Genomic DNA, 15,163 nt, shown 5'->3' on the forward strand with positions numbered 1-15,163 from the left:
TTGACAAGTCTGCCCGGTTGCGGTGTAGTTTTCAATATATAAAACATAGTTCCAAATAATGGAACCTGAACATCGTAGGGAGGATCACGATGACTTCACTGAAAACCACGCTTGCCGCAGCGCTGGCCGGGGCCACGATGCTGGCTGGCACCGCCTTTGCCGATGGCCATGCCAAGCTGACGGGCGACCTCAAGATTTTCTCCGACATGTCCAACCCTGCCCCCCGTGCTGTGATGGAAGGCATGGTGGCGCGCTTTGGCGAAATGCACCCGGATCTGAACATCGAACTGACGGTGATCGACCGGGAGGCCTACAAGACGCAGATCCGCAACTTCCTGACCGCTGACGCGCCGGATGTGGCCAATTGGTACGCCGCCAACCGCATGCGTCCTTATGTGGATGCGGGCCTGTTTGAAGACATCTCCGACGTCTGGGACGAACAGATGAGCACGGAGCTGGCATCGACCAAAGGCGCGATGACGCTGGACGGCAAGCAGTGGGGCGTGCCCTACACCTACTACCAGTGGGGCGTCTACTACCGCAAAGACATCTACGAAGAGCTTGGCCTCAGCGAGCCATCAAACTGGGATGAGTTCAAAGCCAACTGTCAGGCCGTGATCGACAGCGGCAAGAAATGCTTCACGCTGGGCTCCAAGTTCCTGTGGACCGCGGCGGGTTGGTTCGACTACCTCAACATGCGCACCAACGGCTATGACTTCCACGCGGCCCTCACCAACGGTGAAATCGAATGGACAGACGACCGCGTCAAGGCAACTTTCGCCAACTGGCGTGAGCTTCTGGACATGGGCGCTTTCATTGACGACCACACTGCCTACAGCTGGCAGGAAAGCCTGCCCTTCATGACCAACGGTGATGCAGCGGCGATCCTCAAGGGCAACTTCGCCGTGGCCCCGCTGCGCGAAGCGGGTCTGGACGACAGCAAGCTCGACTTCCACCAGTTCCCGGCGATCAACCCGGATGTCGCACTGGCCGAGGATGCGCCGACGGATACGTTCCACATCCCCGCCAATGCGTCCAACAAGGACAACGCCAAGGCGTTCCTGAAGTTCGTGGTGTCGGCGGAGAACCAGACCATGATCAACGCAGGTGACGCACTGGGTCAGTTGCCAGTGAACAACAAGTCTTCCGTGGATGAGGACAAGTTCCTGCTCGAAGGGTTTGAAATGCTGTCCTCCAACAGCCCCGGCGGTGTGGCGCAGTTCTTTGACCGCGATGCACCAGCGGAGATGGCCAAGGTGGCGATGGAAGGCTTCCAGGAATTCATGGTCAAACCAGACGATATCGACCGTATCCTCGGCAAGCTGGAGCGCGCCCGCGGGCGGATCTACAAGTAAGACGTTCAGGGCGCACCTTAATCGGTGCGCCCTTTCCAATCCCGCCGCACGCAAAGCGCAACAGACCCAGGATGTGTTTCGCCCGCAGCGCCCTTCACCAGCGCGCAGCCGTCGCAAAGGAAAGCCCATGACCCTTGCCACCCAGCCCGTGACCGAAATCGAGCGCAGCTACTGGCAGCGCAACCAACAGACGCTGGCGCCTTGGCTGTTCCTGATGCCCGCGATCCTGTTCTTTGCCGTCTATGTCATCTACCCGGTGTTCCAGTCCTTCAACCTGTCGCTTTATGAATGGGACGGGCTGGGACAGGCGGAATATGTCGGCCTGCGCAACTACGAAGACCTCTATTGGGAATACGTCGACCGCGACAGCTTCTATGTCTCGCTCAAAAACAACCTGATCTGGCTGGTGCTCTATCTGCTGGCGATCCCGGCGGGCCTGTTCATCGCGCTGTTTCTCAACCAGACGGTTACGGGCATCCGCCTGTATAAATCGCTGTTCTTCTTCCCCTTCGTGATCAGCCAAGTTGTCGTCGGCCTTGTCTTCACATGGTTTTATGACCCGGCCTTTGGCATCCTGAACGTGGTGCTGGGATGGTTTGGTGCAGGGCCCGTGAACATCCTTGGCAGCGAAGGGACCGTGACCTACGGGATCATCCTTGCAGGCCTCTGGCCGCAAACCGCCTATTGCATGATCCTCTACCTCACAGGCCTGAACGCGGTGAACCCGGAACAAATCGAGGCGGGTCGTCTGGACGGGGCAAAGGGCTGGCGGATGCTCTGGCACGTTGTCTTGCCACAACTCCGCCCTGCCACCTTCATCGCCTTTGTCGTGACCATCATCGGCGCGCTGCGCAGCTTTGACCTGATTTCCGTGATGACCAGCGGCGGGCCGTTTGGGTCCTCCAAGGTGCTGGCCTATTACATGTTCGAAGTGTCGTTGTCCGAATACGGCTTCCGCATGGGATACGGGGCAGCCATTGCCGTGGTCCTGTTTGCGATCATGATGATCTTCATCACCTACTTCCTTTGGTCGATGTACCGCGAGGAGAAACGCTGATGTTCCCCACACCGCTTGACAAACGCCCGCCCTCTGCCCGTGTGACCTATCAGGCCTTCCTGCCGCTGGCGCTGATCGCATGGCTGCTGCCGCTGCTGGCTGTCGCCATCTTCTCCATCAAACCGGGTGCGGATTTCACCAATGCCAACTACTGGGGCGTGCCCTCCTCGTTCAACTTCATTGAGAACTACGGGCAGGTGTTTTTCAACTCCGACATGCCCAAATACCTGTTGAACTCTTTCCTGATCACCATTCCCACGGTGATCGGCGCCGTGGCCCTGTCCGCGATGGCAGGCTTTGCCTTGGGGGTCTACAAATTCAAAGCCAACATCTGGCTGTTCTTCATGTTCGTGGCAGGCAATTTTGTGCCGTTCCAGATCCTCATGGTCCCCGTGCGTGATCTGACGCTGGATCTGGGCCTCTACAACACCAAGACAGGTCTGGTCCTCTTCCACGTGGCCTTCCAGACGGGTTTCTGCACGCTCTTCATGCGCAACTTCATCAAGGCCCTGCCCTATGAGCTGATCGAGGCCGCCCGTGTCGAAGGCATCTCCGAGATCCGCATCTTCTGGTACGTGGTCCTGCCGCTGATGAAACCCGCACTGGCTGCTCTGGCCGTGCTGATCTTCACGTTCATCTGGAACGACTACTTCTGGGCCGTGGTCCTGACGCAGGGACCTGACAGCCAGCCAGTGACCGCAGGCATCACCGCCTTCAACTCCGAATTCCGCGCGATGTACCACATGATGTCAGCAGGCAGCATCGTGGCCGCCCTGCCCCCTGTGGCGATGTTCTTTCTGATGCAGAAACACTTCATCGCAGGCCTCACCCTCGGAGCTGTGAAGTGACCACAAAGACCTGGCGGCTGGATGATGCGCGGCAAACGCTGGCGCTGTCCTCAACGGCGGGCAAGATGCCGCAAGTGATCTACTGGGGCCTGCCCCTGCCACGGGATGAAGACCTGAACGAAGTCGCAGCGGCCAGCCAGTTGGACGTGACAGGCGGCATGCTGGATGAAAACCCCGACCTCAGCCTCTGCCCCGAAGCCGCGCGCAGCTTCCCCGGCCAGCCCGGCATGATCGTGCGCGATGCGGATGGCACGCCGCTGCTGCCCAAATTCACGCTGAGGGATGTGCAGGCAAGCGACAGCACGCTGACGATCACCTGTGAGGATTCACCCAACCGGCTGACCTACACCGCGCAGATTGTCCTCGACCCCAAAACCCACGTCATTGCCATGACCGCGCGGCTGAACGCCGACCGCCCGCTGCACCTGCATTGGCTCGCCGCCCCCGTCCTGCCCGCCCCACAAATGAGCGATGAGATGATCGACGTTGCTGGCCGCTGGTGCGGGGAGTTCCAGCTCAACCGCACCCCATGGTCCCCCGGCATCCGCTACCGCGAGAACCGCACGGGCCGCACCGGGCATGAACACTTCCCCGGCCTGATTGTGCCCTGCCGTGGGGCAACCAACGCCAGCGGGCAGGCCTATGCCTTCCACTACGGATGGTCCGGCGGGCACCGCATGATTGCCGAAGAACTCCCCGATGGCCGCCGCCAGATCCAGTTCGGGCACGCGGCCCGGATGGAAACCGCCCCCGCGACCGAATTTGCCACAGCGCCGCTCTATGCCGTCTATTCCTCCGACGGCCTCAACGGCTGCGCGGTCTCCTTCCAGCGGCACCTGCGCGACCGGATCGTGACATGGACCAAACCCGGCACCCCGCGCCCGGTGCACTACAACTGCTGGGAAGCGGTCTATTTCGACCATGACGTGCCCAAACTCAAAGATATCGCCACCCGTGCCGCCGCGCTCGGGGCCGAGCGTTTCGTGCTGGATGACGGCTGGTTCGGCCAACGCGACGATGACACCTCGTCGCTGTCCGACTGGGAAGTGGACCCGCGCAAGTATCCCGAAGGGCTTGGCCCCCTGATCGACCACGTGCACGGGGCTGGCATGTCCTTCGGTATCTGGTTCGAGCCGGAGATGATCAACCCCGACAGCAACCTCCACCGCGCCCACCCCGATTGGGCGCTGGGATCCGAAGACCAGATCCTCGGCCGTCAGCAAAAGGCGCTGAACATGGCCCTGCCCGAGGTTCGCGACTTCCTTTATGACCGCATCGCCGCCCTGCTGCGCGCCCATCCCATCGACTACATCAAATGGGACCACAACCGCGTCCTGCCCATGCCCGATGCCTGGCAGACCCGTGGCTCCTACGCTTTGCTGGACCGCTTGCGCGCGGACTTCCCGCAGGTGGAGATCGAAAGCTGCGCCTCAGGCGGCGGGCGCATCGACTTTGGCATTCTGTCCCGCACCCAACGGGTCTGGCTCTCTGACAGCAACGACGCGCTGGAACGGTTGATGATGCAGCACAACGCCGCGCTCTTCCTGCCCGCCTCGGTCACCGGCAGCCACGTGGGTCCGCGCACCTGTCATACGTCAGGCCGCCAGTTGGACATCGAATTCCGCGCATGGATCGCCGCCCAACGTCACATGGGGTTCGAGATGGACCCGCGTGAGTTGGACGCCCGTGAAGAGGACGTATTGCGGGAAGTGACCGCCTGGTGGAAGGACAACCGCCACTGGATGTTCAACGCCGATATCCTGCGCCTTGATGCCGCCGACCCCGCCGTCATCGCCGAACAGCAACTGGCCACGGACGGAAGCCGCTTTGTGATCTTTGCGGGCAAGGCCCGCACCTCCGCCCAGATCGCCCCGCGTCCACTGACACTGACCCGCCTTGACCCCGACGCCCGTTACCGCATTTCGCTGCGCAACCGGGGCTCTGCCTCGGTCCTGTCGCGTGGTAAGCTGGCACTGAAAGAACGCAGCGTTGACCTCACCGGCACCGCCCTGATGCACCAAGGCCTGACCCTGCCGTGGAGCTTTCCCGAAAGCATCTGGGTGCTGGAAGGCCACCGCCTGTGACCCGATTGGAGACAGATCAATGACCAAACGCCGCTCCTCGCATTGGTATGGCAAGCTCGACAAAGATGGCTTCATCCACCGCTCATGGATGAAGAACCAGGGCTTTCCCGATCACGCCTTCGATGGCCGCCCAATCATTGGCATCTGCAACACGTGGTCAGAACTGACGCCCTGCAATTCCGGCCTGCGCGATCTCGCCGAAGGCGTGAAGCGTGGCGTTTGGGAAGCCGGCGGCTTTCCCGTCGAGTTCCCGGTGATGTCGCTGGGCGAGACACAGATGAAACCCACTGCCATGCTGTTTCGCAATCTGCTGGCGATGGACGTCGAGGAATCCATCCGCGCCTATGGCATCGACGGCGTGGTGCTGCTGGGCGGTTGCGACAAGACCACACCGGGGCAGTTGATGGGCGCGGCCTCGGTCGATCTGCCCTCTATCGTCGTCTCCTCCGGCCCGATGCTGAACGGCAAGTTCAAAGGGCAGGACATCGGCTCCGGCACGGATGTGTGGAAATTCTCAGAAGCCGTGCGCGCGGGCGAAATGACACTGGCCGATTTCATGGGCGCAGAGAGCGGCATGTCCCGCTCCAAAGGTGTGTGCATGACCATGGGCACGGCCTCCACCATGGCCTCCATTGTCGAGGCGATGGGCATGGCCCTGCCCACCAACGCCGCCCTGCCCGCCGTCGACGCCCGCCGCATGGCGCTGGCGCATTTGACCGGCAAACGCATTGTCGAGATGGTGGAGGAAGATCTGAAGCCTTCTGACGTCCTGACCAAGGATGCCTTCATCAACGGCATCCTCGCCAATGCTGCCGTGGGCGGTTCCACAAATGCTGTAGTGCATCTGCTGGCGCTTGCAGGCCGCGTCGGTGTGGACCTGACGCTGAAGGATTTCGAAGTGGCCAGCGATGTGCCGCTGCTGGTTAACTGCATGCCGTCGGGCAAATACCTGATGGAAGACTTCTGCTATGCCGGCGGTATCCCTGCCGTGTTGGCGGAGATCAAACACCTCCTGCGCCCCGCCAAGACCGTACTCGGTGGCGACATTGCTGCGTATCACGACGGCGCGGAGGTCTTTAACCGTGACGTCATCCACGCCTTTGATGCGCCCGTCAAACCCGCCGCAGGCCTGCGCGTATTGCGCGGTAACTTGGCCCCTGACGGGGCCATCGTGAAACCCTCTGCCGCCACCGACGCGCTGCTGGAACACGAAGGCCCCGCCTATGTCTTTGAGAACATCGAAGACCTCAAAGCCAACATTGACCGTGAAGATCTGCCGGTGACGCCCGACACGATACTGGTGCTGAAAGGCTGCGGGCCCAAGGGCTATCCCGGCATGCCCGAAGTGGGCAACATGCCGATCCCGGCCAAGCTGGTGAAAGACGGCGTGCGCGACATGATCCGCGTGTCGGATGCCCGCATGTCTGGCACCGCCTTTGGCACCGTGATCCTGCATGTCGCCCCCGAAGCGCAGGCAGGCGGGCCGCTGGCGCTGGTCAAAACCGGCGACCGCATCCGGGTGTCAGCCAGTGGCGGCACGCTCGACTTGCTGGTCGATGACGCAGCGCTGGAAGAACGCCGCGCGGCGTGGCAGGCCGATGCGCCTTACTACACACGCGGGTATGCCAAGATGTATGTGGATCACGTGTTGCAGGCCAACGAAGGGGCCGATCTGGATTTCCTTGTGGGCAAGGACACCCGGCTGGTGACCCGCGAAAGCCATTGAGACGAGACCCGAATTTTTCGAAAAATTCGGCCAAAAGTTTTTGAAAACTTTTGCACCGAACCCCGAGGAGACACAGATGACCGCCACCTTCCACGATCTGAAAGGCAAATCCGTCTACATCACCGGCGGCGGCTCTGGCATTGGGGCCGCCCTCACCGATGGCTTCATGGCCCAGGGCGCGCAGGTGGCTTTTATCGGCCGATCCGATGCCAGCCCCTTCGTGGCAGAGATGAACGCCAAACACGGCCGCGCGCCGCTGTTTCTGCAAGGCGACATCACCGACACCGCCCATCTGCAAGCCACCATCGCGCAGGCGGCAGAGGCCCACGGTCCCGTCGATATCCTCGTCAACAACGCCGCCAATGACAAACGCCATACCACTGCGGAACTCACCCCCGACGATTGGGACTGGCTGCAAGCCATCAATCTCAAAGCCTACTTCTTTGCCGCCCAGGCCGTCGCCCCCGCCATGCAAAAACGCGGCGCAGGGTCGATCATCAACTTCTCTTCCATCAGCTACATGATGGGCAACGCAGGTTACCCGGCCTATGTCGCGGCCAATGGCGGCATTACCGCGATGAGCCGCGGCCTCGCCCGTGAACTTGGTCCCGATGGCATCCGCGTGAACGCGCTTGCGCCGGGTTGGGTGCTGACAGAAAAGCAGCTCGAAAAATGGGCCACGCCCGAGGGGCTTGCCGCGCACCTCGAACGCCAGTGCCTGAAAACCCACCTCGTCCCGCAGGACGTGGTCGATGCCGTCCTGTTCCTCGCCTCTGACACCAGCCGCATGATGACGGGCCAATGCCTTGTCGTGGATGGCGGCGTGGTTACGACGGGCTGATCATGGAGACATTGCGCACAGCCACTTGGATTGCGGTCGACTGGGGCACCAGCAACCTGCGCGTCTGGGCCATGGCGGGCGCGGAAGTCATCGCGCGGGCCCAAAGCGCGCAGGGCATGGGCCGCATGACGCGCGACGAATTCGGCCCGACGCTGGAAGCGCTGATGGTCGACCTCCCCGTCACCCCCGACACCCCCGCCATCGCCTGTGGCATGGTCGGCGCGCGGCAAGGCTGGACCGAAGCCCCTTACCGCACCATTCCCTGCACCACTCAGGACAAGACCCTGATCCGCGTGCCGGGCACCTCCCGACCCGTCCACATCATTCCCGGCCTCAAACAGCCGTCTCCGGCGGACGTCATGCGCGGAGAAGAAACACAGATCGCAGGCTTTCTTGCCCTCAACCCCGGCTGGGACGGCGTGATCTGCCTGCCGGGGACGCACAGCAAATGGGTGCATGTCTCTGCCGGGGAGGTCGTCAGTTTCCAGACGTTCCTGACCGGCGAATTGTTCGCGCTTCTGGCCGGCCATTCGGTCCTGCGCCACTCGCTGAACGGCAACGAATCCCGAGACGCCGACTTTGACGCTGCGGTCAGCGAAACGCTCAGCCGGCCGGAAAAACTGGCCGCCAGCCTCTTTGCCATCCGGGCAGGTGATCTGTTGAACGGCACGTCCGGGTCTGCCAATCGTGCGCGGCTTTCGGGTGCCTTGATCGGGGCAGAACTGGCCGCCGCCAAACCCTATTGGCTGGGCCAACAGATCGCCATCATCGGTGCTGCCACGCAATCCGCCCTCTACGCCCGTGCGCTGCAATCCCAAGGCGTGCCCGCCACCGTCACCGATGCCGACCGCATGACGCTGGCAGGCCTCACCGCCGCCTTCCGAGCCCTGAAGGAGACCATATGACCCTGCCCCTCATCGCCATCCTGCGCGGCGTCACCCCGGCAGAGGCCCCGGCCCTTGCCCAGACCCTGATCACCGCCGGGATCACCACCATCGAAGTGCCGCTGAACTCTCCCGATCCGCTGGACAGCATTGCCGCCATGGCGCGGGTGGCGGGGGACCGGGCGACTGTGGGCGCGGGCACTGTTTTGACCCCGGCGCAGGTCGATCAGGTCGCCGATGCCGGCGGGCGGATCATTGTCTCCCCCAACGCCAATGCGGACGTCATCGCCCAGACGAAAACACGCGGGCTGCAAAGCTGGCCGGGTATCTTCACCCCGACCGAAGCTTTCGCCGCCTTGGACGCAGGCGCCGACGGTCTCAAACTCTTTCCCGGCACCATGGCAGGCCCTTCCGGCCTTGCCGCCCTGCGCGCAGTGCTCCCCCCCGGCACGCAGGTCTACGCTGTAGGCGGCGCCGGGGCGGATAACTTTCGCGACTGGATCGCGGCCAGCGCAGATGGCTTCGGCATCGGCTCGGCCTTGTACAAACCCGCCCTCAGCCCAACAGAGGTCCACGCGCGCGCGACAAAAATCGTGACCGCCTACAAGGCCGCAGTGGCGTGAGCATCTTTGATCCCACCCCCTGCCGCCTGGGCGAAGGTCCGCTGTGGCTGCCCGATTGGCAGATGCTGATCTGGTTCGACATTCTGGGCAAACAGATGCTGGCGCGCCGGGACGGCAAGACGCAGGTCTGGCAGTTCGACCGCCACCACTCCGCCGCAGGCCGCGCCCAGCCCGACAACCTCATTCTGGCCTCTGAGGACGCGCTGTGGCGGTTCAACCTTGTGACAGAGACCCGCATCCAGCTGTGCCCTCTGGAAGCCGACAATCCTGTGACCCGTTCCAACGACGGGCGTGCAGACCCCTGGGGCGGGTTCTGGATCGGCACCATGGGCCACAATGCGGAGCGGGGAGCCGGCGCGATCTACCGCTATCACAAGGGTGAATTGCGGCAACTGGTCTCCGACATCTCCATCTCCAACGCCATCTGTTTTGCCCCCGACCGCAGCTGTGCCTACTACACAGATACCCCCACCCGCCGGATCATGCGTGTTGCACTGGACGCAGACACCGGCTGGCCAACGGGTGATGCAACGATCTTTGCCGATCTGCGCCCGGCCGAGCTGAACCCAGATGGGGCGGTGACGGACGCAACAGGCAACCTCTGGGTCGCCTGCTGGGGCGCGGCCTGCGTGATCTGCCTCTCCCCGCAAGGCACGGAAATCAAGCGTCTGCCCCTGCCCGCTGCGCAGCCCACCTGCCCCGCTTTTGGCGGCCCGGATCTGACGGACCTGATGGTCACCTCGGCGCACCACGGCCTCGACACACCCGACGCGCAGCAAGGGGCCACCTTCCGCCTGCCTGACATCGCTCAAGGGCTGGCCGAACCCATGGTCCTGTTATGAAACGCACCCTTGGCGTCTGCTATTACCCCGAACACTGGCCGGAAGAGACCTGGGCCAAAGACGCTGCCGCCATGGTGGCGGCGGGCCTGACATGGGTCCGCATCGGCGAATTTGCATGGTCCCGGCTGGAGCCAACATCTGGTACCTTCGACTTCGGCTGGCTCGACCGCGCCATCGCGACACTGGGCAACGCAGGCCTCAAGATCATCCTCGGCACCCCCTCCGCCACGCCGCCACGCTGGATGCTGGACCGCTTTCCCGACATGCTGGCCGTGGACGCAGACGGCCACCCCCGCAGGTTTGGCTCCCGCAGGCACTACTGCCACAGCCACCGCGGCTACCGGGACGCCGCGCGCGATATGGCGACCACTCTGGGCAAACGCTATGGCCGTGACCCGCGCATCCACGCCTGGCAGATCGACAATGAATACGGCTGCCATGAAACCACGCTGAGCTACTCCGCCGCCGCACGCGATGCCTTCCGCGACTGGCTGGCGCAACACTACCAAAGCATCGACGCACTGAACCGGGCATGGGGCAATGTCTTCTGGTCCATGGAATACGCAGATTTCGACGACATCGACCTGCCCAACCAGACCGTGACCCAGTCCAACCCCTCGCATGAGCTGGCCTTCCGCCGCTTCGCCTCTGATCAGGTCGTGCAGTGGAACGCCGCGCAAGTGGCCGCCCTGCGGCCGCTGACGGATGCGCCCTTGATCCACAACTACATGGGCCGTGAGATGGGTTTCGATCACCACGCCGTCGCCCGTGATCTGGATATCGCGTCATGGGACAGCTACCCGATCGGCTTTCTGTCGGACCGCCTTGAAGGGGACGCCGCGCATAAGGCGCGCTACCTGCAACAGGGCGATCCGGACATGCAGGCGTTTCACCACGACCTCTATCGGGGGCTGAACAACGGGCGCTGGTGGGTGATGGAACAGCAACCCGGCCCCGTGAACTGGGCGCCCTACAACCCGGCCCCCCTGCCCGGCATGGTGCGCCTGTGGTCATGGGAGGCGTTTGCCCACGGGGCCGAAGTTGTCAGCTACTTCCGCTGGCGGCAAGCGCCCTTCGCGCAGGAGCAAATGCACGCAGGCCTCAGACGCCCCGACGATGCCGCCGCCCCCGGTCTGGCCGAAGCGCAGCAGGTCGCCACAGAGATCGCCCAAATGCCCGATGTCGCACAAGCGCAAGCCCCGGTGGCGTTGCTGTTTGACTACCCCTCCGCCTGGAGTTGGGAGGTGCTGCCGCAGGGGGCAGATTTCAGCTACTTCCGCCTGATGTTCGAGACCTACCGCGCGCTGCGCTGTCAGGGCCTGTCCATCGACATCCTGCCCGCATCCACCACGGACCTCTCCGGATACAAGCTGATCCTCGCCCCCGGCCTCGCCACTCTGCCAATCGGGCTGGCGGCGGCCCTGTCCACCAGCAAAGCGGTCTGCCTTCTGGGCCCCCGCACCGGCCTAGTAACGCCGGACCTGACAATCCCACTGCCCCTGGGACCGGCCTTGCCCGGCCTCGACACCACGGTGACCCGGGTGGAAAGCCTGCCGCCCGGCACGTCACGCCCCGTGCAGGGCGGTGGCGCGCTGCGCCATTGGGTGGAAACACTGGAAGGCACTTCACCGGTGCAGCTATCATGTGAAAGCGGTGGGCCCGTTTTGGTCGGCGGCAAAAGCCTCCACTACCTTGCAGGTTGGCCCGATCCGGATCTCTGGTCGCGCGTTCTGGCGCTTCTGGCAAAACAGGTCGATCTGCCACTGACCCCGCTTCCCGAAGGGTTGCGCTTACGGAGCACCGCCAGCCACCTCTTCGCGTTCAACTACGCGCCAGAACCCATTGAATGGCATGGGGAAACCCTGGAACCCGCTGGTGTCGGCTGGTGGCCACTGTGAACAATGATCAGGGCGTGATGATCGACAGATTTGGCAGGCGCGCCACCAGTTCCATGTCCTCGTCATATTGCTCAGTCATGGCGTCGACCAGTTCGTCGGTCCAGCCGGGCATGTCGAGCTCTTCCTCGATCTCTTCTTCCAGCGCGAACTTGTCCAGAAACGCAGCAATCACCCGGCGCTTCTGCACTTCTGACATGTCCGGATGGCTGGCCAGATAGGACCGGAAGCGCTGCATACCCTCCTTGCTCATGATCGACATCAACAGATCAAAGCCACCGGCAATCTTGCTGCCCTCTTCCAGACCGGCCATCTGAAGGATGATCTCTGACCAGATCAGCGGCATATCCTCGTTGCACCAGATTGTAATGGGCACGCTCGGCACCGCTGCCCGGATCGCGGCAATCGTTTCGGACCATCGGATATCCATCGGCTGCCGGTTGCCCCAGAAGGCGTCGGGCTCTTTCCTGGTGGCAACCTCATACAGGATCGGCAGGAAGGTGGCCGGATTGCGCACCGCCATGAAGATCTGCATCTCATCCTCAGGAAACAGCGCCGCCATATGCGCCATGCGGCTGGCGGCAGCGGGATACAGGATGCCATTCTGCATTGCCGTGCCCTGCGTGCGAAAGAAATTCGGATCCGACAGGATCACCCGCTCCGCCTCTGCATCGCCCAGGATCACGTCCAGCAAAACCTCCCGCGCATCTTCCGACGGGGGCGATTTGCCCATGGCGTTCAGCGTCCCGCGCACCAGCCCCCGGTAGGCTTCCGGGTCCGGGATCACGACCCCCTTCTTGCCGAAAGCATCCCCATTGCGCAGCAACGATTGGATCAGCCGTTCCTGTTCCGTGTAATGAGCACCTGTGTGCAAAACCAACTGCATCTTGTGTGAAAGCCCCTTTTTTCACTGCGTTTGAATACCCTTTCGGGAAGCCCATGTAAAACAACAAAATAGGGCGGTGTCAGCAGGCGTATCCGCGCGCTCCACACGGGCACAAAAAATCCACCCAAGAGCGGTTCAGAACGCTTGCATCGCAAACGATGATCCCCTAAAGAACCCGCAGTCTGAAGGCCAAGCGCCACGGACACCAAACGCAACGCCTGCGTTTGCCCCTATAGCTCAGCTGGTAGAGCAACTGATTTGTAATCAGTAGGTCCGCGGTTCGAGTCCGTGTGGGGGCACCATTAATTCTCATAAATAATTGATATTACAAGATAAAATTGGGTGATAAATTTTCGGACCCCCGTTTAGTCCACCCTTTTCGCTGCGATGCTACATGCCCTTATGTTCCACAATGCGCATGTTGATTGAATCAACTGATGATTTTGACCTAGCATAATGGCCTCTCGGGAGACTTGTCGAAACCTGAGGGCATCGCGTTGCTCTCCAATCATGGAGAACATCGTGATGAGGATACTCTCAAAACGTCAGGTGAAGGAGCTTGTTCTGTACTCACCTCAACACATAGCCCGGCTGGAGAAGGCAGGCCAATTCCCCAAACGGGTACCGCTGGGCCCGAACCGGGTGGGCTGGGTTGAGAGTGAAGTGCTGGACTGGCTTCAGGAACGCTTGGCGCAGCGAGAAGAACCAAACCGACACTCCTGATTTCAGGAGCTGGATGGCCGGGGTTGCAAACCCGGCCATCCTTTTCATTGAAAAACTGTTAATTTCTCGTGTCCACATCTTGTGCGGTTCTGCTTTCGTTCCTACATCTATTGGATGACTTTTGATAAAGTAGAGATATGAGAAGAATCCTTTCAATCGACGGTGGTGGAATTCGCGGTACGTTTCCAGCGGCGTTTTTGGCCAGTCTAGAAGAAGATCTTGAACATCCCATTGGTCGCTATTTCGATCTTATCGCATGAACTTCAACTGGCGGCATCATTGCAATTGGATTGGCTCTTGGTTTGTCGGCCAAAGAGATTTTATCGCTTTATGAAGAAAACGGACCGGCAATCTTCGGCCAAACTGAAGGCGGAGCCAAGGGGATCATTACCAAGATTGGTAAGACGGCGAAGTGGGCTGTTTGGGGACCAAAGTACGACACTGGACCGCTAGAAGATGCGCTTGGTAAGGTTCTGGGTGAACGCAAGATAGGAGAGGCAACTTCTCGCCTTATGGTTCCAGCTTGGCACACCAAACTTCAAAAGGTCTACATCTACAAAACAGCCCATCATGAGCGTCTTAGCACCGACTACAATGATTTAGCCGTAGATGCGGCGCTCGCGACTGCTGCAGCGCCAAGTTACTTCCGAGAACATATTACGGCGCGAGACGTCGGACTTGTCGATGGTGGGGTTTGGGCAAACAACCCGACGGGGATAGCGGTTGCCGAAGCAATTGGCACCCTTGGCTGGAATGCTAGTGAGATTCGGGTTTTGAGCGTCGGATGCCTGGAAGATGTAACTGAAATGCGAGACGCCTACGGCGCTGCACGACTGGCCTCAAAACTAGCTGGCTTGTTTATGGCAGGCCAATCACATGGCTCAACTGGCCTGGCACATATTCTGACCGGTGACGTCGGCGGAGCTGACCACAAGGCAATTTATCGCATTAGTCCGCCAGCGCCGGATGGGTTTTACAAATTAGACGACACCCGGCGCATCAAGGATTTGAAAAGTAGTGGCGTTGCGGAGGCCAGAACGGCAAAGCCTGATCTTCTGAAGGCGTTCTTTGCCGTACCGGCAGATGAATTCGAGCCAATCTATTCGTTATGAGGAAAAACTATGAATAAGCAAATTTCAAATCACGAAGAAGTCTTGGAAGCGATTGCCGAGGCGCTGGACATACCTGAACACTTGGATGCACTCGCTCGAAAGCGCTATAAATCGCTAGGTGAATGGTTAGAGCGTCCACAATCAGGGATTAGGCAGTTTGAGCCTGAGATTTATCCGCAAGGTTCTTTTGCGCTAGGAACGGTCATCCGTCTGATCAGCCCCACTTGAGTGGTCCAATTTGATTGTTAGTGCATGATCGGCCTTTGGTCCATCTGGACAATGGTTTC

13 protein-coding genes, 1 tRNA gene and 1 pseudogene are annotated in these 15,163 nt (G+C 61.1%); 14 read left to right on the forward strand and 1 reads right to left on the reverse strand.

Features of this window, described 5'->3' with window-relative positions; all coding sequences use genetic code 11:
- The first annotated feature begins 89 nt into the window (after nt 1-89).
- The 10 genes from Q1A91_RS20890 to Q1A91_RS20935 all read left to right on the forward strand — a co-directional run bounded on the left by Q1A91_RS20890 (nt 90) and on the right by Q1A91_RS20935 (nt 12,158).
- On the forward strand, nt 90-1,355 hold the full coding sequence (locus tag Q1A91_RS20890; protein ID WP_299882240.1) for an ABC transporter substrate-binding protein: 1,266 nt from the start codon (nt 90-92) through the stop codon (nt 1,353-1,355).
- Between the two features lie 127 nt (nt 1,356-1,482).
- Complete coding sequence (locus Q1A91_RS20895) at nt 1,483-2,412, forward strand: carbohydrate ABC transporter permease (RefSeq protein WP_299882242.1); 930 nt, start codon at nt 1,483-1,485, stop codon at nt 2,410-2,412.
- A complete protein-coding gene (locus Q1A91_RS20900; protein ID WP_299882244.1) occupies nt 2,412-3,260 on the forward strand; it encodes a carbohydrate ABC transporter permease in 849 nt (282 codons plus the stop codon). The genes Q1A91_RS20895 and Q1A91_RS20900 overlap by 1 nt, the downstream gene beginning before the upstream one ends.
- Before the next feature lie 65 nt (nt 3,261-3,325).
- Nucleotides 3,326-5,344 (forward strand): alpha-galactosidase, encoded by a 2,019-nt coding sequence (locus tag Q1A91_RS20905; RefSeq protein ID WP_299882273.1) that lies wholly within the window; start codon nt 3,326-3,328, stop codon nt 5,342-5,344.
- A gap of 19 nt (nt 5,345-5,363) precedes the next feature.
- Nucleotides 5,364-7,070 carry an IlvD/Edd family dehydratase gene (locus tag Q1A91_RS20910; protein ID WP_299882246.1) on the forward strand — a complete coding sequence of 569 codons (1,707 nt, stop codon included), beginning with the start codon at nt 5,364-5,366 and terminating at the stop codon, nt 7,068-7,070.
- A 76-nt stretch (nt 7,071-7,146) separates the two neighbouring features.
- Entirely contained in the window at nt 7,147-7,911 is a 765-nt protein-coding gene (locus Q1A91_RS20915; RefSeq protein ID WP_299882248.1) for an SDR family NAD(P)-dependent oxidoreductase, read from the forward strand.
- Between the two features lie 2 nt (nt 7,912-7,913).
- A complete protein-coding gene (locus tag Q1A91_RS20920) occupies nt 7,914-8,816 on the forward strand; it encodes a 2-dehydro-3-deoxygalactonokinase (protein ID WP_299882250.1) in 903 nt (300 codons plus the stop codon).
- Nucleotides 8,813-9,418 carry a 2-dehydro-3-deoxy-6-phosphogalactonate aldolase gene (locus tag Q1A91_RS20925; protein ID WP_299882252.1) on the forward strand — a complete coding sequence of 202 codons (606 nt, stop codon included), beginning with the start codon at nt 8,813-8,815 and terminating at the stop codon, nt 9,416-9,418. The genes Q1A91_RS20920 and Q1A91_RS20925 overlap by 4 nt, the downstream gene beginning before the upstream one ends.
- Nucleotides 9,415-10,260 carry an SMP-30/gluconolactonase/LRE family protein gene (locus tag Q1A91_RS20930; protein WP_299882254.1) on the forward strand — a complete coding sequence of 282 codons (846 nt, stop codon included), beginning with the start codon at nt 9,415-9,417 and terminating at the stop codon, nt 10,258-10,260. The genes Q1A91_RS20925 and Q1A91_RS20930 overlap by 4 nt, the downstream gene beginning before the upstream one ends.
- Nucleotides 10,257-12,158 (forward strand): beta-galactosidase, encoded by a 1,902-nt coding sequence (locus Q1A91_RS20935; RefSeq protein ID WP_299882255.1) that lies wholly within the window; start codon nt 10,257-10,259, stop codon nt 12,156-12,158. The genes Q1A91_RS20930 and Q1A91_RS20935 overlap by 4 nt, the downstream gene beginning before the upstream one ends.
- 7 nt (nt 12,159-12,165) lie before the next feature.
- Here Q1A91_RS20935 and Q1A91_RS20940 read toward each other — a convergent pair whose 3' ends face one another.
- Nucleotides 12,166-13,041 (reverse strand): hypothetical protein, encoded by an 876-nt coding sequence (locus Q1A91_RS20940; protein WP_299882257.1) that lies wholly within the window; start codon nt 13,039-13,041, stop codon nt 12,166-12,168.
- 226 nt (nt 13,042-13,267) lie between these two features.
- On the opposite strand from Q1A91_RS20940, the gene Q1A91_RS20945 reads away from it, so the two are divergent.
- The 4 genes and pseudogenes from Q1A91_RS20945 (at nt 13,268) to Q1A91_RS20960 (ending at nt 15,104) form a co-directional block, all read left to right on the forward strand.
- A tRNA-Thr gene (locus Q1A91_RS20945) sits at nt 13,268-13,343 on the forward strand.
- A 208-nt stretch (nt 13,344-13,551) separates the two neighbouring features.
- On the forward strand, nt 13,552-13,764 hold the full coding sequence (locus tag Q1A91_RS20950; protein WP_299882259.1) for an AlpA family transcriptional regulator: 213 nt from the start codon (nt 13,552-13,554) through the stop codon (nt 13,762-13,764).
- 272 nt (nt 13,765-14,036) lie between these two features.
- Nucleotides 14,037-14,876, forward strand: a pseudogene (locus Q1A91_RS20955) (patatin-like phospholipase family protein); the annotation flags it as partial.
- Nucleotides 14,877-14,885: 9 nt separating this feature from the next.
- Entirely contained in the window at nt 14,886-15,104 is a 219-nt protein-coding gene (locus Q1A91_RS20960; protein WP_299882260.1) for a hypothetical protein, read from the forward strand.
- Nucleotides 15,105-15,163: the final 59 nt, after the last annotated feature.

It is taken from the genome of uncultured Sulfitobacter sp. (assembly GCF_947500075.1).
Classification (GTDB): domain Bacteria; phylum Pseudomonadota; class Alphaproteobacteria; order Rhodobacterales; family Rhodobacteraceae; genus Sulfitobacter.